The sequence below is a fragment of the Albidovulum sp. genome, from assembly GCF_008933605.1.
Lineage (GTDB): Bacteria > Pseudomonadota > Alphaproteobacteria > Rhodobacterales > Rhodobacteraceae > Albidovulum.
Genome location: NZ_WBUS01000012.1, coordinates 1 through 21,155 on the forward strand (window position 1 = coordinate 1; position 21,155 = coordinate 21,155).

At 65.4% G+C, this 21,155-nt stretch carries 19 protein-coding genes and 1 tRNA gene; 5 read left to right on the forward strand and 15 right to left on the reverse strand.

What is annotated here, in order from left to right; translation table 11 throughout:
• On the reverse strand, window positions 1–1,797 hold a 1,797-nt coding region (locus tag F9K34_RS03080), incomplete at its 3' end, for a proline dehydrogenase family protein (RefSeq protein WP_291335265.1).
• A gap of 106 nt (window positions 1,798–1,903) precedes the next feature.
• Between F9K34_RS03080 and F9K34_RS03085 the strand changes: the two genes are divergently transcribed.
• On the forward strand, window positions 1,904–2,368 hold the full coding sequence (locus tag F9K34_RS03085; RefSeq protein WP_291335267.1) for an Lrp/AsnC family transcriptional regulator: 465 nt from the start codon (window positions 1,904–1,906) through the stop codon (window positions 2,366–2,368).
• A 3-nt stretch (window positions 2,369–2,371) separates the two neighbouring features.
• Here the strand turns inward: F9K34_RS03085 and F9K34_RS03090 are convergent, their stop codons facing one another.
• Window positions 2,372–3,592: an META domain-containing protein gene (locus F9K34_RS03090; RefSeq protein WP_291335269.1), complete on the reverse strand. Its 1,221-nt coding sequence runs from the start codon at window positions 3,590–3,592 to the stop codon at window positions 2,372–2,374.
• Between the two features lie 142 nt (window positions 3,593–3,734).
• Between F9K34_RS03090 and F9K34_RS03095 the strand changes: the two genes are divergently transcribed.
• Window positions 3,735–3,818: transfer RNA gene (locus F9K34_RS03095), tRNA-Leu, on the forward strand.
• 414 nt (window positions 3,819–4,232) lie between these two features.
• Here F9K34_RS03095 and F9K34_RS03100 read toward each other — a convergent pair.
• The 13 genes from F9K34_RS03100 to F9K34_RS03160 form a co-directional block, all read right to left on the reverse strand.
• Window positions 4,233–6,242: a CocE/NonD family hydrolase gene (locus F9K34_RS03100; RefSeq protein WP_291335271.1), complete on the reverse strand. Its 2,010-nt coding sequence runs from the start codon at window positions 6,240–6,242 to the stop codon at window positions 4,233–4,235.
• A 15-nt stretch (window positions 6,243–6,257) separates the two neighbouring features.
• A complete protein-coding gene (locus tag F9K34_RS03105; protein WP_291335273.1) occupies window positions 6,258–8,282 on the reverse strand; it encodes a CocE/NonD family hydrolase in 2,025 nt (674 codons plus the stop codon).
• Window positions 8,282–9,268: an oligopeptide/dipeptide ABC transporter ATP-binding protein gene (locus F9K34_RS03110; protein WP_291335275.1), complete on the reverse strand. Its 987-nt coding sequence runs from the start codon at window positions 9,266–9,268 to the stop codon at window positions 8,282–8,284. Before F9K34_RS03110 ends, F9K34_RS03105 begins: the two co-directional genes overlap by 1 nt.
• Window positions 9,265–10,251 (reverse strand): ABC transporter ATP-binding protein, encoded by a 987-nt coding sequence (locus tag F9K34_RS03115; protein WP_291335277.1) that lies wholly within the window; start codon window positions 10,249–10,251, stop codon window positions 9,265–9,267. Before F9K34_RS03115 ends, F9K34_RS03110 begins: the two co-directional genes overlap by 4 nt.
• The gene (locus F9K34_RS03120; RefSeq protein ID WP_366557774.1) at window positions 10,251–11,126 is read right to left on the reverse strand and encodes an ABC transporter permease; all 876 of its coding nucleotides are present in this window, start codon (window positions 11,124–11,126) and stop codon (window positions 10,251–10,253) included. Before F9K34_RS03120 ends, F9K34_RS03115 begins: the two co-directional genes overlap by 1 nt.
• Complete coding sequence (locus F9K34_RS03125; RefSeq protein ID WP_291335281.1) at window positions 11,107–12,051, reverse strand: ABC transporter permease; 945 nt, start codon at window positions 12,049–12,051, stop codon at window positions 11,107–11,109. Before F9K34_RS03125 ends, F9K34_RS03120 begins: the two co-directional genes overlap by 20 nt.
• A 56-nt stretch (window positions 12,052–12,107) precedes the next feature.
• Window positions 12,108–13,667 (reverse strand): ABC transporter substrate-binding protein, encoded by a 1,560-nt coding sequence (locus F9K34_RS03130; protein WP_291335283.1) that lies wholly within the window; start codon window positions 13,665–13,667, stop codon window positions 12,108–12,110.
• A gap of 233 nt (window positions 13,668–13,900) precedes the next feature.
• Window positions 13,901–14,914, reverse strand: coding sequence for a GlxA family transcriptional regulator (locus F9K34_RS03135; RefSeq protein ID WP_291335285.1), 1,014 nt, complete (start codon window positions 14,912–14,914; stop codon window positions 13,901–13,903).
• Window positions 14,915–15,211: 297 nt separating this feature from the next.
• Window positions 15,212–15,625: a universal stress protein gene (locus tag F9K34_RS03140; protein WP_291335286.1), complete on the reverse strand. Its 414-nt coding sequence runs from the start codon at window positions 15,623–15,625 to the stop codon at window positions 15,212–15,214.
• Window positions 15,626–15,802: 177 nt separating this feature from the next.
• Window positions 15,803–17,110 (reverse strand): type III glutamate--ammonia ligase, encoded by a 1,308-nt coding sequence (gene glnT, locus F9K34_RS03145; protein ID WP_291335287.1) that lies wholly within the window; start codon window positions 17,108–17,110, stop codon window positions 15,803–15,805.
• A 36-nt stretch (window positions 17,111–17,146) separates the two neighbouring features.
• Entirely contained in the window at window positions 17,147–18,472 is a 1,326-nt protein-coding gene (locus F9K34_RS03150; protein WP_291335290.1) for an FMN-binding glutamate synthase family protein, read from the reverse strand.
• A gap of 9 nt (window positions 18,473–18,481) precedes the next feature.
• Window positions 18,482–19,171, reverse strand: a complete 690-nt coding sequence (locus tag F9K34_RS03155) for a GXGXG domain-containing protein (protein ID WP_291335292.1) — start codon at window positions 19,169–19,171, stop codon at window positions 18,482–18,484.
• Window positions 19,172–19,175: 4 nt separating this feature from the next.
• Window positions 19,176–20,072, reverse strand: a complete 897-nt coding sequence (locus F9K34_RS03160) for a class II glutamine amidotransferase (RefSeq protein WP_291335294.1) — start codon at window positions 20,070–20,072, stop codon at window positions 19,176–19,178.
• A 264-nt stretch (window positions 20,073–20,336) separates the two neighbouring features.
• Between F9K34_RS03160 and F9K34_RS03165 the strand changes: the two genes are divergently transcribed.
• The 3 genes from F9K34_RS03165 to F9K34_RS03175 are packed head-to-tail and all read left to right on the forward strand — an operon-like array spanning window position 20,337 to window position 21,154.
• A complete protein-coding gene (locus tag F9K34_RS03165; protein ID WP_291335296.1) occupies window positions 20,337–20,594 on the forward strand; it encodes a hypothetical protein in 258 nt (85 codons plus the stop codon).
• Between the two features lie 2 nt (window positions 20,595–20,596).
• Window positions 20,597–20,977 carry a hypothetical protein gene (locus F9K34_RS03170; RefSeq protein ID WP_291335298.1) on the forward strand — a complete coding sequence of 127 codons (381 nt, stop codon included), beginning with the start codon at window positions 20,597–20,599 and terminating at the stop codon, window positions 20,975–20,977.
• Between the two features lie 9 nt (window positions 20,978–20,986).
• Window positions 20,987–21,154, forward strand: a complete 168-nt coding sequence (locus F9K34_RS03175) for a hypothetical protein (protein WP_291335300.1) — start codon at window positions 20,987–20,989, stop codon at window positions 21,152–21,154.
• Window position 21,155 lies beyond the last annotated feature (1 nt).

Consider the following 21,155-nt stretch of genomic DNA (forward strand, 5'->3'; position numbering starts at 1 on the left):
GTTCAGGATGGCCGCGCGCTCGGGCTGGGACGCGGCCCAGGGACGGGCGGCGGCGAGGGCGGCGTCCACATCCGCGGCCGTGGCGTCGGTCACCTCGCCCACCGCCGCGCCGGTCGCGGGGTTCAGCACCGGCTTCGCGGTGCCCTTCGTCGCCGGGGCCGCGAGGATCGGGGCCGCGGCGAAGCTCCGGGACGCGAACGGGCCGCGGGCGGCGTCGATGCGGGCCAGCGTGGGCGCGTCGGTCAGGTCGAAGCCCTGCGAGTTCGCGCGTTCCGGCGCGAAGAGGTCGGGGCCCCGGACCACACGGGCGTTGGCGAGGCCCGGCAGCATCGCCTCCACGGCCGTGAGCGGGCAGGCCGCGACCGTTTCCGGGGCGACATCCTCGTTGACAATCTGGTTCACGAAGGAGGAATTGGCGCCGTTCTCCAGGAGCCGGCGGACGAGATAGGCGAGGAGGTCACGGTGCGCGCCCACCGGCGCATAGATGCGGCAGCGGCTCTTTTCGCGCTTCAGCACGATGTCGTGGAGCCTTTCGCCCATGCCATGCAGGCGCTGGAACTCGAAGGGCTTGCCCTTGCCCATGTCGAGGATCGCGGCGACGGTATGGGCGTTGTGGGTGGCGAACTGCGGGTAGATCCGGTCGGTCATCGACAGGAGCTTCTTCGCGTTGGCGATGTAGCTGACGTCGGTCGCCTCCTTCCGGGTGAAGACGGGGAAGTCCTCGAGCCCCATCACCTGCGCGCGCTTGATCTCGGCGTCCCAGTAGGCGCCTTTGACGAGACGCACCATGATCCTGCGGTCGAGCCGCTGGCTGAGGCCGTGGAGCCAGTCGATGACCGCCCCGGCGCGGCGGCCGTAGCCCTGCACCACGATGCCGAAACCGTCCCAGCCCTTGAGCTCGGGATCGGCCAGGACCGCCGCGATGACCTTGAGCGAAAGCGCAAGCCGGTCAGCCTCTTCCGCGTCGATGTTGAAGCCCATCCTGGCCCGTGCCGCCGCCCGCGCGAGATCGCGCACCACCGGCACGAGTTCCGCCATCACGCGGGCCTCCTGCGCCACCTCGTAGCGGGGATGGAGCGCGGAGAGCTTGACCGAGATCCCGGGATTGGCCCGGATGTCGTCGCTGCGGGCGGCCCCCGCGATGGCGGCGATCGCCTTGGCATAGGCCTGGGCGTAGCGTTCGGCGTCTTCCGCCGTCTTGGCGGCCTCGCCGAGCATGTCGTAGGAATAGGTGTAGCCCTGCGCCTCCATAACCGAGGCGCGCTCCATCGCGGCGTTGATCGTCTCTCCGAGCACGAACTGGCGGCCCATCTCCTTCATCGCCTGCCGGACGGCGCGGCGGATGACCGGTTCACCGAGGCGCTTCACCGCCCCCCTGAGATGGCCGACGATGCCCGGCTCCTTCTCCTCCAGCACCTTTCCGGTCAGCATCAGCGCCCAGGTCGAGGCGTTGACGAGCGAGGAGGCGGAGCGGCCGAGGTGGCGGCCCCAGTCGGAGGGCGCGATCTTGTCCTCGATGAGCGCGTCCATCGTCTCGGCGTCGGGCACGCGCAGGAGCGCCTCGGCGAGGCACATGAGCGCGATGCCCTCTTCCGTCGAAAGCCCGTATTCGGCGAGGAAGACCTCCATCAGGCCGGGGCGTACGTCGGCGCGGATCTGGCGGACGAGCGCGGCGCCTTCGGCGGCGATCCGGTCGCGGGCCTCCGGCGGGAGGCCAGCCTCGGCGATGAGGCGGGTCAGCAGCGGCGCCTCGGGCTGGAGGGTGCCGGTCTCGATTTCGTGCCAGGGGTCGCTCATCGGGTCACTCCAAGGGATATGGCCCATGATACCGCTTGTATGCGAGCCATTCTGGCCAAATACTATGAAATTGGCAGGCATATTGCCCAAAGTGAGGCTGAACGACATGCCAGAAGAACTTCCGGTTCTCGACCGCTACGATGCGGCGATTCTCCGCGCCCTCTCGGAGGATGGGCGATTGCCCGTGACCGAGCTTGCGCGCCGTGTGGGTCTGACCAAGACGCCGGTGCAGGCGCGGGTGAGGCGGCTGGAGGAAGCGGGCGTGATCGCCGGCTACCGGGCCGTCCTGAACCCGATCCGGATGGGGCTCGCGCATGTGGCCTTCGTCGAGGTCAGGCTTTCGGACACGCGCGAGACGGCGCTGCAGGCCTTCAACCGCGCGGTCCGCGCGGTGCCGGAGATCGAGGAATGTCACATGATGGCGGCGGGTTTCGACTATCTTCTGAAGGTGCGCACGACCGATATCGCCGACTATCGCAAGGTACTGGGCGAGCGGATCTCGGCCCTGCCGCATGTCGCCTCCACCTCCACCTACGTTGCCATGGAGGCGGTCAAGGAGGGAGGGCTCTGAGCCTCAGAACCGGGCGCGGAGGAGAACGGCATCGCCGCCGATCAGGAGGAGGTCGCCCGCCTCGTCGAAGTCGAAACGGTCGACCTTCGCCAGGGCGTCGAGGATGGCGCGCTCGGCTGCCATCACCGGCTCCGGGCAGGCCATCATGGTCATGCCGCCGGGTTCCAGGCGCAGGCCCTCGCCGGAGAGCGTGTAGCGGCCGGTGAAGCGGTTGCAGGCGGCGCGCCCGGCAAGGCCGCCGCCCGACGAAAGGAGAAGCGTCGCCTCCGCGCCCTCCGGCAGCGGCGCACCGGCCAGTTCCGAAATCCGCCATTCCGGACCGGCGATGAGCGCGGCGGGGTCGCCGCCGCAGCCGGTGAGGATCGCTGTGCCCTCGGCGAGGGTGACGCGGTCGGGATGGGGCATCCCGGTCATCGTGTCGCGGCAAAGGTCGGGCGTCAGGGTCAGGGAAAGGCCGATCGGATCGAGCCGGTAGAGCGCCCCGGCGCCGGCGGGTTCGGGCACGGGCAGGGCGATGGCGCGGGTCTCCGCCCCGAGCGGCGCGTAGGAGAGTTGGCCGCCGCCGACGGTGATGGCCCAGTCGGGTTGGTGTCCGGTCGCCCGCCAGCCATCGCCGGCGGGAAGGGCGGCGGCGCACTTGGGCAGGGCGGTGCCGCCGAGACTAATGCTGACCGCATCGCCCTTGGACCAGACCCAGGTTCCGGGATCGGCCGGATCGGCGTACTTGGCGCCCGAGGCGGCCTCGACCGGAGCCAGCGCGATCTGGCGCGGACCGACCCGCAGGATCGCCCCGTCGGCGCGGAACCCGACTTCGGCCGAAAGATCGCCGCAGCGCAGGCGGCTCGCGAATCCCATCGGCCGGTAGGGGGCAAGCGGGATCAGCCCGAGATCGGCCGCGTCCGCGCCGGCCGCGACGCGGACCGGCGCGCTCAGCCAGCGCACTTCGCCGTCGATGCTCAACCCGCCGCGCAGGAGCAGGTCCTGCCCCTCGGGCGCGGCGAGCGCGAAGCCGAGCGGCACCTGCGCGCCCGCGGTCGGCTGCCGCAGCGACGCGAGAGGGCGGCCCAACCCGTCCGTCGCCTCGACGAGAAGCGTTGCCTGCGGCGGAAGGGCGATGCGCTCGCGGTAGGCGAAGCTGCCGGTCAGATCGCGCGCCTCGCCGCCGCCCGCGCCGCCGAGGGCGATCAGGCCCGCGACCATGCCGCAAATCGCCCGTAGTGCCAAGGTCCGACCTCCGGCCATCGCCGCCCTCCGGTTCGACCGCTTTGCCGAGAGCGTCTCAGGCCCGGCGTCCCGACGCAAGCCTTGTCACCGGGCCATTCCCGGCTATTGTCCAGCCCGTTGCCGTTACTCGGTTCCCCGGCAGGCCCGCGTGGTGGAATGGCAGACACAGGGGACTTAAAATCCCTAGGCTTCGGCCGTGCCGGTTCAAGTCCGGCCGCGGGCACCAGTAGGTCAATTTAAATCATTGTAAATGTTATATTTATCTCACGGGAGTTTGCTGACGTCCACCCTGTAGTCCACTTTCTGCCGAGTGTTCACGACCGGCGATTCATCTGCCCTTGTGCGTCGGCCAAGACCGACGATGTGGACCAGAAGAGTAAGCTGGAAAAGCTGGTCCTGCCGGAGTGGAAAAACCGCAAGGTGGCGGACATCACCCGACCGACGTCGATCGCCTACTCGCCATGATCGCCGCGGGGCGGCGCCCGGCCGTCGAAGAAGAAGCGGAATGCAGATCGCTGGGCCATGGCTGGAGGCTCGCCGCCGCCCTGCACCGCCGCAAGCAAAGTCCCTCTGGAAGAGCCTATGTCCAGGCTTCAGGCGACGGCAGTGCCATGAGCTTGCCACCGTCACCTTGCTGGCTTCAGACCAGATCGCGCGGCACATCCTCCGACCAGTCGCGCCGGAAAATCTCCGTCCCTCCCTCTCGGGCGATGAGATGGGCGGTTACGCGCCAGACATCCTTCAGCGCCTCAACGGTGACCTCGGTTTCCACCTCGGCCTGCCAGTCGCCGCGCTCGTAGCTCTTGCGCCAGGCAGCGGTACCGCGCGCGGAAGCCGGATCGCAGGGATGTATCTCGAACCGATCCTCGTCGAGATAGTGGACGATCATGCCGGTATGCCTGTGCCGCACCCGCCCGGTATCGGCGGAGCGGAGATAGACCTCCTTCCCGGTCACCAGATCCTCGGTGACGGAGCGCACCAGATGGCCCGTGCTCAACTCCTCGATCTCAAGGGGGGGTGCACCCTCCGCCGGTAGGAAGTCCGGGAGCGTGTCATCCTCCGGTTTCCGCGGGCGGACGGGGAGCGTCAGCCGGGCGTTGGCGAGCGTGAGGGTGGCCGTTTCCGGCGACGGCCAGACCATCGGCCAGTAGGCGGTGGACAGCGCAAGGCGAATGCGCTGCCCCTTGGCAAAGCGCTGGCCGATGACGTTAAGCTGGACGTGAACGGTTGCGGATTTGCCCGGCACCATCGGTTCCGGATTCGCGTGGGATGTCCGGTGCGTCAGGTTCTGGACGCCGAAGCTGACCAATGTGGCTCCTTTGCCCGGAGTTTCCGCTGAAAGGACCGCGATCAGATTCGCGACCGGGCGATCCGATGTGACCTCCGCCTCGAGCATCGGGAAGCCGAGGATGTCCAGGTCCTCCTCAAGCGGGTCCGTCACGAACTCGATCATCTCTTCCCGCCGCTGGTCCAGGGCCTGATCGGGCCCCAGACCGTAGGAGCACCAGGCCTGTGCATAACGCCCTGCCGTCTGGGGCGAGGCGACGGTGATCCGATCAGCCTTGTCCGTCGCTTCGGACAATCGACCGGGCGAGAGGTGCAGTATCATGCTCCCGTCTTCCGTCTTCCACGACCTCTCCGCGACCCATCGGCCCGCCCGCTCCGCATGGTGCGGGGCGGGCGCCGCCGGGTCCTGCACGAAGGCGCGGATCATCGGCTCTTCCATGATGCCGGTCTCGATCCCTTTCAGGTGCTGATCCCACCACCGCAGAGATTCCTGCAGGAAACCGATGCGAGGGCCAGGCTCGGCGAAATGCGGGTACTTGTGTCCCCAGGGGCCGATCAGAGCCTTTTTCGGCCCCGGCAGGTGCTCCATCATCCTGAAGATCGGGTTGGTGTAGCCGTCGACCCAACCGCCGACAGCATAGACGGGGATCTTCACGTCTGCGTAGTTCTCGCAGATCGAGCCGTGGCGGTAGAAGTCGTCGCGCCGTTGATGGCGGAACCAGTCGAGCATCCACAGGCCGTTGCCCTCCAGCCGTTCCATCCAAATCCTGCGCCACGCCTCGCCCACTATGGCCGGATCGGGGGGCGTATGGGCGATGGCAAAGGCCGTCCCGCCCCAGCCGAGCTTGTCCGTCAGAATGGCCCCGCCCATGAAATGGATATCATCGGCGTAGCGATCATCGGTCGAGCAAAGGGTGATGACGGCCTTCAGTGCGTCGGGCTGCCGCGCGGCGATCTGGAGACCGTTGAACCCGCCCCACGAAATCCCGATCATGCCGACCGCGCCAGAGCACCAGGGCTGTTTCGTGAGCCACTCGATCACGGCGATGCCGTCGTCCTGCTCCTGCAGCAGGTACTCGCCCTTGCACACTCCCTCGCTGTCGCCGGTGCCGCGCATGTCGACGCGCACCCCGGCATAGCCATGGCCGGCGAAATAGGGATGGGTCAGGTGGTCGCGTTCCACCGTGCCGTCACGCTTGCGATAGGGCAGGTATTCGAGGATCGCGGGCACCGGATCGGCCTCTGCATCCTCGGGCAGCCAGATGCGTGCGGCGAGGCGCGTGCCGTCGGGCATCGGGATCCAGGTATTCTCGATCTCGCGCACTTTGCGGGGAAAATCGGTGCGGACGGGAATGGGGGGCATGGGTTCGATCTTTCGCTACATTCCGTTGCGGGGAATTACGTGGTGCCAGTCGACCTCGTGGAAGAGTACCTCTCCGTCCCAGCATTCGACGCGGGCATCGAGGATGAAGTCCGTGCGGGTGGCGGTCATCTCGGAGCGGGTCTTGATGTGAACCTTCCAGTCGCCGCGCTCGAGAAGCGAATCCTGCTCCATGGTGGCGCGGGCGGAAAGGGGGTCTTCGGGGTGGATCGCGTAGACCCGCTCCGACACGTCGCCAAGTTCGGTGCCGGTGTCGAGGCGCATGCGTCCGACGGGACCGAAGACGCCACCGTCGATAAAGACGCGTTCGCTGAGGACGCCGGTCGCCAGATCGCGGATATGGGTCCGCGACATGGAGCCCTCGCGCAGCCGCGCGCTTGGCTTTGGCATCGCGGTCGCCGGTGGCTCCCGCAAAGGGCGAGGCTCTGGCGCGGTCGCATCTGCAGTGCGGAGCGGCAGGTGGAGCGACGATGTGCCGGGGCGCAGGGTCAGCGTCACGGGCTCCGGCGCGGGCCAGAGGATGGGCCAGTAGGCCGAAGCGATCTGCACCATCAGCCTGTGACCCTTCGGCAGCCTGTATCCGATGCCGTGCAGCGGAACGGTGACGCATACCTCCTCCCCGGGCACGACCGGCTCCGGCGCGGTGTCGGAGTTCCGGTGCGTGAGGTTGCAGAACCCGCGCGAGATGAGGTTTTGCGCGCCGTCCGGCGCTTCGTCGACCAGCAGGGCGGCGACGAAGGCTTGCGGGCGATCGGCGGTGACCGTCAGGGCGATCCTGGGCTGGCCGAGAATGTCCAAATTATCGTTCAGCGGCGCCGTGCGGAACAGGAGCGCGCCTGCCGCGTCGATCCGGCAGTCAGTCGGCATGTCGCCCGGAATCGCGAAGGAGCACATGTCGCCACCGGCCGATCCAAAGCTCTGAGGCGAGCAGATCGACATCGCCTTGCCCTGTTCGGACGCGACCCCGAGGCTGCCTTCGTTCAACCATAGCTGGCGGTCCTCCACGTTGGGCGATGGCCAGCTGGCCTCCTCGACCCATCTGCCGGGCCGCTCGACATGCTGCCCGGCCGGGTGCACGCTGTCCGGTATCCAGAACCGCAGGCGCGGCTCGTCCATCAGGCCGGTATCCTTGCCCTTGAGGTGGTGATCCCAGAACCGGATGATCTCGCCCAGAAAATCCACCTTGGGGCGCGGCGATCCCTCATGCGGATAAAGATGCGCCCACGGCCCCATCAGCACCTTCACCGGGCCTTTCAGGCGTTCCGCGATCCGGAACGGCGTGTCGCGGAAAAGATCGGCCCAGCCGCCGAAGTAGTAGATCGGAATGTTGACGGCTTCGTAGTTCTCCGAGATCGACCCCCGCCGCCACATGCCATCATGGAGCTGATGACCAAGCCAGAGCGCGGGCCAGAAGCGCATCGCCTCGAGCCGTTCTTTCCACATCGCGCGCCAGTTCTGCTCGCCGACAATCTCCGGATCGGGAGGCATGGCGTTGTAGAGCTGCATGATCGAGCCCCACCAGAAGTTGTCGTTGGTGAGCACGCCTCCGTAGAAGTGTATATCCTCCAGCCAGCGATCGTCGGTGCCCATGACCGGCGCGATGGCCTTCAGTGCCGACGGGCGCGTCGCGGCGACCTGAAACGAAGTATAGGCACCCCAGGACTTGCCGAACATGCCGACATTCCCGTCGCACCAGGGTTGCGCCGCGATCCATTCCACGGTGTCGTGACCGTCCTGAATCTCCTGCTCGGAATATTCGTCGAGCATCACGCCGTCGCTGTCGCCGGACCCGCGCATGTCGACCCGGATCGAGACATAGCCGGCGCGGGCGAAATGCGGATGCATGGATTCGTCGCGCAGCCGCGTGCGGTCGCGCCGGCGATAGGGGATGTATTCAAGAATAGCGGGGACCGGGTTCGTCTCCGCGCCCTCCGGCATCCATATCCTCGCGGCGAGCTCCGCGCCGTCAGGCATCGGAATCCAGACGGTTTCGTGAACATCGATCATCGGCGTGTCAGTCATCATCCGGTCCTTTCTGGCGGCCGCTCGCCTCGGGCGAGGGGAAAGTGGCAGGTCAGCACCCGGTGCTCGACACTCGAGCAAGGCGGCGGCGTGGTCTTGCATATGTCCCGCACCCACGGGCAACGGGTGTGGAACTCGCAGCCTTCAGGCCGGGCGAGAAGCGAGGGCACCTCGGCGGGAAGCGAGATACGATCGCGCGCCGTGTCCGGGTCAGGCTCGGGGTTCGCCGAAAGGAGGGCAGCGGTATAGGGATGGGCCGGGGCGTCGAAAATTGCCTCGGTCTCGCCCGTCTCCACGAAGCGGCCAAGATACATGACAGCCATGCGGTCGGCGACGTGGCGCACGACATGCAGGTTGTGCGTGATGATCACCATGGCAAGACCGAGGCGTTCTCTCAAGTCATTGAGAAGGTTCAGAACCTCACCCTGCACCGACACATCCAGCCCCGCCGTCGGCTCATCCGCGATCACCAGAACCGGGTCGAGCGCAATGGCGCGGGCGACGCCCACCCGCCGCGCCTGACCACCGGACAACTGGTGCGGATAGCGATGGGCGAAATCCTGAGACAGGCCTACAAGCGACAGAAGGCGCGCGGTTTCCTCCTGAATGTTCCGCCTCTCCAGCCCGTGGATACGATAAGGCTCGGCGACGAGATCACCGACCGTCATCCGTGGCGACAGAGACCCCACCGGATCCTGGAACATCATCGACATGCGGCGGCGAAGGGGTTTCATCGCCTGTCGGTCGAGCGACTCGATCCGCCGCCCCTCGAACGTGATCGCCCCGCGCGAGACTGGCCGGAGCCGGTTGATTGCGCGAGCGAGTGTCGTCTTGCCTGAACCGCTTTCGCCAACGATCGCGAAGGTCTCTCCGCGCCTCACCTCGAAGCTGACGCCCGCGACGCCGAGGATCGAACTGCGCCGCCCGATGCGGCCGACGGAAAAGGCGACCTCCACATCCTCGACCTTCACGACCACATCGCTCATCCCTGCGCCCCCACGGGCTCGGGCTGATCGGCGAGGAAGCAACGCGCGACATGACCGGTGCCGGTCTCCATGTCGGGTGGCGTGTTCGCGCAGGCCCCGAACCGGCGATGACAGCGCGGCGCGAAGATGCAGCCTTCCGGGCGGGCGCGGAGGTCGGGGATTTCGCCGGGGATCGTCGGCAGGTGTCGCATCCGCTTCTTCTGCCGCGCGGGGTCGCATTCGAGCAACCGGACGGTGTAGGGATGGCGCGGATCATTGAAGACCTGCCGCACCGTCCCGCGCTCGACCACCTCTCCCGCATACATCACGACGACGTCTTCGCACAGTTCGGCGACCACGCCGAGATGGTGCGAGATGAAGAGGACTGAACAGCCGATCTTTACCTGCAGTTCCTGCAGCAGTTCGATCGTCGCCACCTCCAGCGTCGCATCGAGTGCGGTGGTCGGCTCATCCGCGATCAGAAGCGCGGGTTCCATCATCAGCGCCATCGCAATTGCGATGCGCTGCGTCATGCCGCCTGAGAACTCGTAGGGATAGCGGGAAAGTGCCGCCTCTGCATCCGGGATGCGAACCTGCTTCAGCATCTCGGAGGCGCGCTTGCGCTTCTCTGCCTTCGACAGGCCAGAGCGGTACTGGACGTTCACCATCTGTTGGCCGACGGAGAAGACGGGGTTGAGCGCGCCCATCGGGTCCTGGAACACCGTCGCGATCTCCTCCCCCCTCAGCGCGCGCATCTCGGTGGCGCCGAGTTTCGTGAGATCTCGATCCCCTTGAAAGAGGATGCTGCCCTTCGACACTTCTCCGTTCTTTGCCAGAAGCCCGAGGATCGCGTTGATCAGCGTCGATTTTCCGCAGCCGCTTTCGCCCACGACACCGACGATGCGTCGTTCGGGCACGTCAAAACTGACGTCCTTCAGCGCGTGGACGGACCCATCCTCGGTCGAGAAACGCACATTGAGGCCGGTGACGGAGAGAACGGGCATCAGCGCGCCTTCAGTCTTGGATCGAACACGTCGCGCAACGTCTCGCCGAGGAAGGTGAAGCCGAGCGTCGTCAGGATGATCGGTATGCCACCGGCGACAACGATCCAGACGGATTCGCGGATGCTCGCGAAGCCATCGTTCAGGATCGCCCCCCAGCTTGGAGTCGGCGGACGGACGCCAAGGCCGAGAAAGCTCATCCCCGCCTCGATCGCGATGACGACGGGAATGTCCATCGAGGCAAGGATTAGGATCGGGCCGATCACGTTCGGCAGCACATGAACGCGCAGGATGCGTGCGGTCGAGGCGCCCATGCTCTGCGCGGCAGTTACGAATTCCGCGTTCTTGAGCGCGATAGTCTGGGTCCGGATGATCCGCGCATAGCCGGGTACGTTGATGATGATGACAACGACGACGACTGCAGTCAGGGACGGGCCGAAGAGAGTGACGAACGCGAGCGCGAGCATCACGGTCGGAAAGCTCTTTATCGCGTCGAAAAGAAGGATCAGCACGTTGTCGAGCCAGCGTGGCCCATACCCTGAGATCAGGCCCAGCGCGATCCCGATCAGAAGCGAAACACCGGTCGAACCCAAAGCCACCGTGAGCGCGATCCGCCCGCCGTGCAGAACGCGGGAAAAGAGGTCGCGGCCCAACTGGTCGGTGCCCAGAAGATGCTCCGCGCCCGGAGGCATGAAACGGTCGCGGGGCGAGATTCTCGACGGGTCTGCGCTTGCCAGAAGATCGGCAAAGACGGCCGCACCGATCACCGCAACGACGAGGAACAGGCCGAACGCGCCCAACGGCTCCCGCAGAAGACGGCGGAGCGACCTCGCGCCCCGGCCAAGGGCGATGACGGGTTCAGAAATTGCTTCTGACACGGGGGTCCAAAGCTCCCACGATAAGGTCGGCGATGAGGTTGAGCAGGACGAAGAAGGCGGTGGTGACCAAAACCGCGCCCGTTACGACCGGAAAATTGCGTGTCAGGATCGCGTCATAGACGAGCTTGCCGACGCCGGGTCTCGAAAAGACGATCTCAGCGAAGACGGCGGAGGAGAGCATCTGGCCGATGCCGATGCCGAGGAGCGTCACCGTTGGCAGGATGGCGATAGACAAGGCATATCGGTAGATGATCTGATTGTCGGGCAGGCCGAAGGCGTAGGCCGTGCGGATATGGCTCGCCTCCAGCACCTCCAGCATCGACGCGCGGACCATGCGTGCGATGTAACCGACCCAGCCGATCCCGACGGCGAGCGAGGGCAGGATAAGGTGCACGAGCTGGTCGCCAGGTTCGCCCGGCTCTCCCGCCCCGATGGCGGGCAGCCATTGCAGCCAGACGGCGAAGATAAGCAGCGCATAGATCGCGATGACGAAGGACGGCACCGCGATGACCGCGACCGAAAGAACACCCACGATCCGGTCCACCCAGCCGCCGCGCCGCACCGCTGCAAGACAGCCGAGGGGAATGCCCAGCGCCACCGACCAGCTAATGCCCCCGACAATCAGCGCGACCGTATAGGGCAATTGCTCCATCACAACCGTCAGAACCGGACGTTCCGACAGGATCTCGGTTCCAAGATCCCCGGTCCATGCGCCGGAGTAGAAGTTCCAGAACTGCACCCAGATCGGCTGATCGAGCCCCATCCTCTCCCGCAATGCCGCCTTCATCGCCTCGGTCGCACGCGGGCCGAGCGCGACGGAGGCCGGGTCGCCGGGGATGAGGTAGATCATCGAGAAAAGTAGAAACATCGCCACGGAGACTATGACGACGGCAAGTCCCAATCGTTTGATGGCATAATTGAGCATCAATTCTTCCGGTCTGGGACCGGGACGGGCAGGAAGGCCGTCCCGGTCCGTCTGCTTCAGACCGGCTTGAACTCGGCGAGGAGCGCCTCGCCGTTGGGCTTCAATCCCGGATTGACGGTGTCGCGGTGCAGGACCCCCGTGACCTCATGCGTGAGGAAGACATAGCATCCTCCTTCGTCCATCAGATCCTGCATCTTGCGATATATCTCGTCCCGCTTGGCCGGATCGCCTTCGACCAGGCCCTGGGCGTGGAGTTCGGCAAACTCGGGGCTGTTCCAGCGTTCCCAGTTCCAGACACCGATCTGTTCCGGCGTGAACCAGACGGTCGCCCAGCTCGGGTCCGGCTGCATCGAGAACCGGCCGAGATGCATCTGCAGCTTGTTCCAGTAATCGCCGCCCTTGTCGCCAAGCGTCCAGAAGGTACCGCTGTCATTCTGCTTGATCTCGCATGTGATACCGACATCGGCGAGGTTGGCCTGGATGACCTGCGCCGCCGCCAGCCGCTCGGACTGGTTGAGGATGTCGAGCGTGACGGTCAGCCCTTCCGCACCCTCGGCGGCGAGGATCTCGCGCGCCTTGTCGGGATCGTAGTCGTAGAGGACCGCTTCGCGATGGCCCGCTAGGCCCGGCGCGATGATGCCGGTCGAGGTCGTGGCGGCGCCGAAATACGCCGCTTCCACCACCGTCTCACGGTCGATCGCGTGCTGCACCGCGCGACGGATATTGGGGTTGTCGAAGGGTGCCACGTCCTGGTTCATGCCCATCCAAACATAGGCGAGCGAGGGTTTCTCTACGATCACGCCACCGGCGGGCGGCGCATCCTTGAGCCGCGAGATCGAGGACACCGCCGTCCAGGTGTGGTCCAGGTCGCCTGCCTCAAAACCGATCTCGGCGGCAGCGGGATCTTCGATCGGGAAGATGTGAATCTCCTCGAACCCACCCGGCTCGTAAGCCCAGTCGGGGTTGCGCTTGAGGATCGTGCGCTGCTTCGGCGTCCACTCGGTCATCAAATAGGGGCCGGACTGGCCCACGGGCTTCGTGCCGATCTTGCCGCCCTCCGCCTCCACGGCCGCTTTCGAGAGGATGCAGCACGACGCGGTCGGCAGGGTGGACGACCAGAGCGGAACGAATTTCTCCCTGAGATGGATCACGCCCGAGAGCGTGTCCTTGACCTCGACCTCCTTCAGCGTTGCCCAGTCACCGGCATAGGGGCTCTCGTTGGCCGGGTCCGCGATCCGCTCGATGGAGAATTTCACGTCCTCGGCGGTCATCTGGCCGAACCCGTCGGTAAACCCGATCTTGTCGCGCAGCTTGAACGCGATGGTCAGGTCGTCGAGCTGTTCGAGACTTTCGACCGCCATGGGCTTCCAGGCCCATTCGTCGCCAGTCTGGTATGTGGCCAGACCCGCGAAGATCGCGGTCATGATGTCGCCCTCCGGTGCCGACAGGCGGAAGGCCGGGTCGAGGATCTGGATATCGCTGTAGGAGCGGACCTTCAGGATCTTGCCGTCCTGAGAAAGTGCCATCCGGGGATAGACCGCTCCCACCACGCCGAAGGCGCCCGCCGAGGCGAGCAGACTGCGGCGTGACAACGGGAAATGCTTCGTTTCCGACATTCGAGTTCTCCCTGTTTTGTTGGTTTTTTTGCCCGCCTTCTTCCTTGAACGGCAGGTCTGATGTGGTTCAACGATATGCGTCGATGGACATTTTTGTCCATTCCGATTTTGGGGGACGAATTGAAGGTTTGGCCCATTGCGATGCCGTCAGGGCGGGAGGCATCTACCCCATCGCCGTGGCAGATGGATGCCGTCGGGAGCAGCCGTCACCGCATCAGGTGCTTCCCGCCGGCTCATTCAACTGATTTCGACTCGGGGGCGCCGGCGCGGGCAAGGCGCAGCGCGCGGGTGAGACGGCGTTCGTCCTTCGGTGAGACGCCGAAGATTTCGGTGTAGTGCCGGATCATCGGGCTCGAGGTGACATAGCCGACAGAGGCGGCGATATCGCGCAGCGAATCGTTGGAGTACAGGACCCGCTGGCGGGCCTTGGAGAGCCGCAGGTGCTGGTAGTAACGCAAGGGACTCTGCCCGGTTTCGCGCTTGAAAAGGCGTTCGAAGTGGCGGCCCGAGAGCCTAAGTGCGGCGGCTACGTCGGGAATGCGGAGTGGGTCTTCAATATGTGTCTCGAACAGGCGGATCGCGTCGCGGATCTGCGCCGGCAGGGCGTCGGCGGTGGCACCGGCGAGGGACACGGGAACCTTCTGGGACGCGTCCTCGTCACGGACGAACGGGTGCTGGAACCAGCATGCCACCTCGGTCATGCAATCGCGGCCAAGCCGTTCCTCGACGAGGCGGAGCATCAGGTCGAATACGGCCCCGGCTCCCGAGACGGTGTTGCGGCGGCCGTCGCGCAGGATCACGGCTTCGGAGGCGGTCACGTTCGGGAACTCGGCCTTGAAGGCGGCTTCGTAGCACCAGTGGACAGAACACGGGCGCCCCTCCATCAGCCCGGCCCGCGCGAGCGGGAAGATGCCGCCGGAAAATGCGCCGAGGGTGAGCCCGGTCCGGTCAAGCCAACGCAGTCGGGCGGGGCTGCGCCGGGGGTCGGCAAATTCCGCGGTGGGCGGCGCGAGAATGTAGAGGTGATCGAGTCCCTCCGTGTCCTGCAGCGTTTCGTGGGGATCGAATCCGAGATCGGCCGAGGAACGCACGGGGGCACGGGTCTCCGCGACCAGACGCCAGTCGAACTGGCGACGCCCGGTGATCTCGTTCGCGGCGCGCAAGGGCTCGATCGCCGAGGTCAGGCAGGCCATCGGGAACCCTGGAAACATCAGGAACCCCAGGCGAAGGGGTGCGCGTTCTGCCATCAATCTTCAGGCCACCATCCGGCCACCATCCGGGCGCCGCCGCGCTCCGGCGGCCGTTCGACCACTGCGGGGCGGCGCCGGACGCCTTCCTCGCGGGTCACGCGCTCGGGTTTCGTCTGCATTCCCCCCAGAGGTCACGATTCCGATGGCAGTCCCGGCGAGCGGCCCTAACCGGAAGCCTGGGCGGGGACATGCGCGCATGTCAATCATTCTCTCCCGAGACAAACACAAGAGCCCCCCCCTGTGCGCAACCGCCCGGGGTCGCTGCAGATGGTGCCGGAACATGGAGACTCCGGATCAGCGCGCAACGGTGACCGAACAATGCGCGCGCTCGGTGACCTCGGCGGCGACCGAGCCCAGAACCAGCCGCTTCACGCCACGCTTGTCGCCGGTGCCCATGACAATGTGCGAATAGCCGTTCTGCTCGGCATAGGCGATGATCGCGGGGGCGGCCTCGCGGGCGATCACCTCGACGGTGCCGACGTCGTCCAGCCCGTCCTTGCGCGCAATGGCCTCGGCATCGGCCATGAGCTTCTGCACCTCTTCCTCGCGCCAGTGGTTGATGGTGGGGCCGCGGGCGCCGCCATGGGCGATGTTCACGACGCAGATCGTCAGATGCGCCTTGGTCAGCTTCGCAATCTCGGCAGCCATGTGAAGCCCGACCGTCGCGTGGTCGCTTCCATCCGTCGGGCAGAGGATCTTGTTGGTCATCGGGGATTCCCTTCATCGCGGTTCTTGAAGCCGGAGTAGGATGAACGTCGGATTCCGTCCTTGACTTGCATCAATATTATTTTCCCCAGAGGGAAATGCGCAATCCTGAAGAGCATGGATCGGGGCCGCGCGATTGCGGCAGCCGCCGAGAAAGCGGCTACCGCGAAAGCTCGGCGCTCAGACGTCGAGCGTATTCTCGTGTTCCCACCGCGAGAAATGCGACACGAAGCTGTTCCATTCCTTGTGCTTCAGCTTCATGTAGGCCTGCGAGAACTCCTCGCCCATCATCGCCTTCAGTGTCTTGTCGCGGTCGTATTCCCGCAAGGCGTCGAGCAGGTTCAGCGGCAGCTTGGGCGCGCCCTTCACCTTGTGGCCGTCCTGATACATGTCGATGTCATAGCGCCGGCCCGGATCGGCCTTGGTGCGCACGCCGTCGATGCCGGCGGCCAAGATGACGGCCTGCATCAGGTAGGGGTTGGCCGCGCCGTCCGGCAGGCGCAACTCGAACCGGCCGGGGCCGGGGACGCGCACCATGTGGGTGCGGTTGTTGCCGGTCCAGGTGACGGTGTTCGGCGCCCAGGTCGCTCCGGACGAGGTGCGCGGCGCATTGATACGCTTGTAGCTGTTCACAGTCGGGTTGGTGATCGCCGCCAGCGCGCTGGCATGCTTCATGATGCCACCAAGGAAATGCCGGCCCTGATCCGACAGGCCCAGTTCCTTCTTCGGATCGGCAAAGGCGTTGGTCTTGCCGTCGAGGCTCCAGACCGAGATATGGGCATGGCAACCCGAACCGGTCAGGCCCTTGAAGGGTTTTGGCATGAAGCTGGCGCGGAAGCCGTGCTTCTCGGCCACGGACTTCATCATGAACTTGAAAAACGACAGCTTGTCGGCAGTCTTCAGGACGTCGTCGTATTTCCAGTTCATCTCGAACTGGCCTGTCGCATCCTCGTGGTCGCTCTGGTAGGGTTCCCAGCCCATTTCCAGCATGTAGTCGCTGACCTCGCTGATCACGTCGTAGCGGCGCATGATCGCCTGCTGGTCGTAGCACGGTTTCTCGGCGGTGTCGTAGGCGTCGGAAACAGCCAAACCTTCCGCGTTCAGAATGAAGAACTCGGGCTCCACCCCCGTCTTCACCCTCAGGCCGTCCTTCGCGGCCTCGGCAATCAGCTTCTCCAGCACGTTGCGCGGGGCCTGATCGACGAGCTTGTCCTCCATCGTGGCGCGCGCGGCAACCCAGGCGACTTCCTTCTTCCACGGCAGCTGGATCACCGAGTCGGCGTCCGGCACCGCCATGAGATCCGGGTGCGCCGGGGTGAGGTCGAGCCAGGTAGCGAAACCGGCAAAACCCGCGCCCTCCACCGCCATGTCGTTGATCGCCTGCGTGGGCACGAGCTTTGCCCGCTGCGCACCGAACAGATCGGTGTAGGAGATCATGAAGTACTTGACGCCCTTTTCCTTTGCCCACTTGGCAAGGTCCTTCGCCATTCTTGTTAACTCCCTGTCGTGTCTCTTTTTTTGTTCTCAGAACCCGGTACGCCCGGGGATCCAGTTGGTCCCCGCGATCGGCACGCCGGCCATGGCGGCGGCCTCGATCGTCAGCGAACAAAGGTCTTCGGGCTCCAGATTGTGCAGGTGGTTCTTGCCACAGGCGCGCGCGATGGTCTGCGCTTCCAGCGTCATCACCTTGAGGTAGTTCGCCAGCCGCCGCCCGCCGAGGATCGGATCGAAGCGCTTGTAGAGTTCGGGGTCCTGCGTCGTGATTCCGGCGGGGTCCTTGCCCTCGTGCCAGTCATCGTAGGCGTCGGCGGTGGCGCCGAGCTTCTGGTACTCCTCTTCCCATTTCGGGTCGTTGTCCCCAAGCGCGACGAGCGCCGCGGTACCGATCGACGCGGCGTCCGCGCCGAGGGCCAGCGCCTTGGCCACGTCCGCGCCCGAACGGATGCCGCCCGAGACGATCAACTGGACCTTGCGGTGCATGCCGAGATCCTGCAGCGCCTTCACCGCGAGCGGGATGCAGGCAAGGATGGGCATGCCGACATGCTCGATGAACACGTCCTGCGTCGCCGCGGTGCCGCCCTGCATCCCGTCGAGCACGACCACGTCCGCGCCCGCCTTCACCGCAAGGGCGGTGTCGTAATAGGGTCGCGCACCGCCGATCTTCACATAGATCGGCTTTTCCCAGTCGGTGATCTCGCGGATCTCGTGGATCTTGATCTCGAGGTCGTCCGGTCCGGTCCAGTCGGGGTGGCGGCAGGCCGAACGCTGGTCGATCCCCTTCGGCAGGTTGCGCATCTGCGCCACGCGGTCGGAAATCTTCTGGCCGAGAAGCATGCCGCCTCCGCCGGGCTTGGCGCCCTGGCCGACCACGACCTCGATCGCGTCGGCGCGGCGCAGGTCGTCGGGGTTCATGCCGTAGCGGCTTGGCAGGTACTGGTAGACGAGCTTCTTGGAATGTCCGCGCTCCTCCTCGGTCATGCCGCCGTCGCCGGTGGTGGTCGAGGTACCCGCAATCGTCGCGCCACGCCCCAGCGCTTCCTTCGCGGGGCCGGAAAGCGATCCGAAGCTCATCCCGGCGATGGTGATCGGAATATCGAGGTGGATGGGCTTCTTGGCATGGCGGGTGCCGAGCCAGACGTCCGTCGCGCATTTCTCGCGGTAGCCTTCCAGCGGATAGCGGCTGATTGAGGCGCCGAGAAACAGCAGGTCATCGAAGTGCGGCAGGTGGCGCTTGGTGCCGCCACCCCTGATGTCATAGATGCCGGACGCCGCTGCACGGCGAATCTCGGCGTTCACGGCCGGGGTGAAGGTGGCAGAGAATCGCGGCGGGGTATGGGGAAAATCGCTCATTATTTCGCCTCAGTAGGCCGACGCATTGTCGATGTTGAAGTTGTAGAGTTTGCGGGCCGAGCCATAGCGGCGAAACTCCTCCGGCTTCGCCTTCCCCTCCGCCTCGCCGCGCCTCAGCAGGTCCTCGAGGATGGCGTAGTGCTCTGGCCGCATCTCCTTCTCGATGCAGTCGGCCCCCAGTGACTTGACGCTGCCACGGACGAAAAGTCGCGCTTCGTATAGAGAATCGCCGAGCGCCTCGCCTGCGTTGCCCAGCACCACGAGATTGCCGGACTGCGCCATGAACGCCGACATGTGACCGATGTTGCCATGCACCACGATGTCGATGCCCTTCATCGAGATGCCGCAGCGGGAGGAGGCATTGCCCTTGATGACCAGAAGCCCGCCGCAGCCGGTGGCGCCGGCATACTGGCTGGCATCGCCGTCGATGATGACAGTGCCCGACATCATGTTCTCGGCCACGCCCGGACCAGCCGACCCCTTGATCCGGATCGTCGCCTGCTTGTTCATGCCCGCGCAGTAGTAACCGGTGGACCCGCGCACGGTGATGTCCACTGGCGCGTCCACCCCGGCGGCGATTGCATGTGCGCCCTTGGGGTTCACGACCTCCCAGGCGGTCATGTTGGTCTGGCCTTTCAGCGCGTGCAATGCGCTGTTGAGCGCCCTGAGGCCCTCCTTGCCCAGGTCGAAACTCTGCATTCTCTCAACGCTCCCAGAAGTAGACGGTGGCAGGCTCGGGCTCCCATACGCGGGCCGTCTCGATACCGGGCAAGTTCACAAGCGCCCGGTATTCGGTGCCGAAGGCGACGAAGTCGTCGGTCTCCGCCATGACGGCAGGCTTGCAGGCGATCGGGTCGCGCACCACCCCGAACCCGTTCTTGGTGCCGACAACGAAGGTGAAGAACCCGTCGAGGTCGGTCAGCGTCGCCTCCAGCGCCTGGCCGAGCGGCTCGCCCTCCTGCAGCTTGTGGCTGATGAAGGCGGCGGCGACCTCGGTGTCGTTCTCGGTTTCGAACGTCATGCCGAGGCGCTTCAGTTCGCGCCGCACGCCGTTGTGGTTGGAAAGCGAGCCGTTGTGGACAAGGCACTGGTCCGACCCGGTGGAGAATGGATGCGCACCCATCGTCGTCACCGCGGATTCCGTCGCCATGCGAGTGTGCCCGATTCCGTGCGTTCCCTGCATCTTCGAAACCTCGAAGCGGGCGGCCACGTCCTTCGGCAAGCCGACTTCCTTGAATATCTCGATGGAGTCGCCGGCGCTCATCACCTTCACGGCGGGCCGGAGATGCGCCAGCGCCGACCGCGCGGCATCCATCTGGCCGAGCGGCACCTCAAGGACCGCGTGGCTGCTTTTCACCAGAATCGTCACCGGCTGACCGATCGCGTCGTGCAGGTCGCCGTCAAGGTCCTTGAAGTCCTTCTCGGGCTCGGCCGACTGGACGGTAATCTTGCCCAACCCGTCCTTGGCGCCGGAGTAGATCGCGATACCCGCGGAATCCGGCCCCCGGTCGGTCATGGTGATCAGCATGTCCGTCAGCATGGCGCCCAGCTTCGGTTCCAGCTTGGGGTCTTTCAGGAACAGCCCAACGATGCCGCACATGGATTCGTCTCCTTCGACTTGATGATGCGACGCTAGCACCGAAGCTTGAGCGTATCAACTACGGAGAAACTTTTTTCACTTCTCGGGAAAATTCATGGTCTGAGGCCGGGCATCCGCAGATTCCCTTGACAGAACGTCGCAGCTAGTTTTCCCTGTGGAAAAATTTTTGCCATGCAGGGAAATGACGGCGGGGCCACGTCACGCTGGCAAAGACAAGGCCCAAGGGAGGAAACCGTGCCTGACCTTAATCAGCGGATTGAGGCGATGCACAAACGTGATGTCCTCGTGGCATGGGCGTTCGTGATCGGCCTCTGGTTTGCGGTGATCTTCGTGGCCCTGGCCACGTGGAGCCTCGCGCCGACGGGGAGCGCGCGCACGCTCCTGCTGATCGGCGGGGCCATCGTGCTCGTGTTCAACACCGCGGCAATCGTCGCGATGCTGCGCCACTACCGCGAGGACCGCGACTTCATGTACGGCCTCGACATCAAGTTCCTGGACGAAGCCCGTGGGAGGAAAGGCTGACCATGGCACATTACACCCCCCCAAAGCAGGGCAAGACCAGCCAGCTTTTCGACGTGCTCGTCCTTGTCGTCCTGACTTTCGGCGCGCTGTTCGTGCCGCTCTGGATGGGCATGGCCGGCGCGGCGAAATCGGTGGCCACGCCGGACCCGAACCCGACCTGGGAGACGCTCGGCCAGACGCCCGCCCAAGCCGCGAAATACGAAGCGCTCGGCTACGACCCGGCCTCGGCCCACGACCTCATCCTGGCGCGGTTCGACTACAGCTTCTCGATCGGCGCGCTGCTGACGATGATCGTGGTCATCGTCCTCTACTACGTCCTCATCCTGCGGTTCTCGGAAGTCGAGTACCGCGAGGTGATCTCCGAAAAGTTCGGCAGGGAATAGGGGGCCGCCATGGATCTCTGGAACTATCTCGAATACGCGGCCTGGGGCATCTCCGCCCTTCTTGGCCTTCACATGCTGGTCGACTGGCTGAAGACCGACAGCAGCTATTCCGAAGACGTCCTCACCTCCTCGCGCGAAGGCGAGCTCGAGGCGATGGCCGAAGAGCACAGGAGGTAAG

Bases quoted from the DNA above. Each gene is read 5' to 3' on its own strand.
- F9K34_RS03085 (WP_291335267.1), top strand. From the start codon at position 1,904: ATGCCAGAAGAACTTCCGGTTCTCGACCGCTACGATGCGGCGATTCTC.
- F9K34_RS03100 (WP_291335271.1), bottom strand. From the start codon at position 6,242: ATGCCCCCCATTCCCGTCCGCACCGATTTTCCCCGCAAAGTGCGCGAG.
- F9K34_RS03105 (WP_291335273.1), bottom strand. From the start codon at position 8,282: ATGACTGACACGCCGATGATCGATGTTCACGAAACCGTCTGGATTCCG.
- F9K34_RS03110 (WP_291335275.1), bottom strand. From the start codon at position 9,268: ATGAGCGATGTGGTCGTGAAGGTCGAGGATGTGGAGGTCGCCTTTTCC.
- F9K34_RS03115 (WP_291335277.1), bottom strand. From the start codon at position 10,251: ATGCCCGTTCTCTCCGTCACCGGCCTCAATGTGCGTTTCTCGACCGAG.
- F9K34_RS03125 (WP_291335281.1), bottom strand. From the start codon at position 12,051: ATGCTCAATTATGCCATCAAACGATTGGGACTTGCCGTCGTCATAGTC.
- F9K34_RS03130 (WP_291335283.1), bottom strand. From the start codon at position 13,667: ATGTCGGAAACGAAGCATTTCCCGTTGTCACGCCGCAGTCTGCTCGCC.
- F9K34_RS03135 (WP_291335285.1), bottom strand. From the start codon at position 14,914: ATGGCAGAACGCGCACCCCTTCGCCTGGGGTTCCTGATGTTTCCAGGG.
- F9K34_RS03140 (WP_291335286.1), bottom strand. From the start codon at position 15,625: ATGACCAACAAGATCCTCTGCCCGACGGATGGAAGCGACCACGCGACG.
- glnT (WP_291335287.1), bottom strand. From the start codon at position 17,110: ATGGCGAAGGACCTTGCCAAGTGGGCAAAGGAAAAGGGCGTCAAGTAC.
- F9K34_RS03150 (WP_291335290.1), bottom strand. From the start codon at position 18,472: ATGAGCGATTTTCCCCATACCCCGCCGCGATTCTCTGCCACCTTCACC.
- F9K34_RS03155 (WP_291335292.1), bottom strand. From the start codon at position 19,171: ATGCAGAGTTTCGACCTGGGCAAGGAGGGCCTCAGGGCGCTCAACAGC.
- F9K34_RS03160 (WP_291335294.1), bottom strand. From the start codon at position 20,072: ATGTGCGGCATCGTTGGGCTGTTCCTGAAAGACCCCAAGCTGGAACCG.
- F9K34_RS03165 (WP_291335296.1), top strand. From the start codon at position 20,337: ATGCACAAACGTGATGTCCTCGTGGCATGGGCGTTCGTGATCGGCCTC.
- F9K34_RS03170 (WP_291335298.1), top strand. From the start codon at position 20,597: ATGGCACATTACACCCCCCCAAAGCAGGGCAAGACCAGCCAGCTTTTC.
- F9K34_RS03175 (WP_291335300.1), top strand. From the start codon at position 20,987: ATGGATCTCTGGAACTATCTCGAATACGCGGCCTGGGGCATCTCCGCC.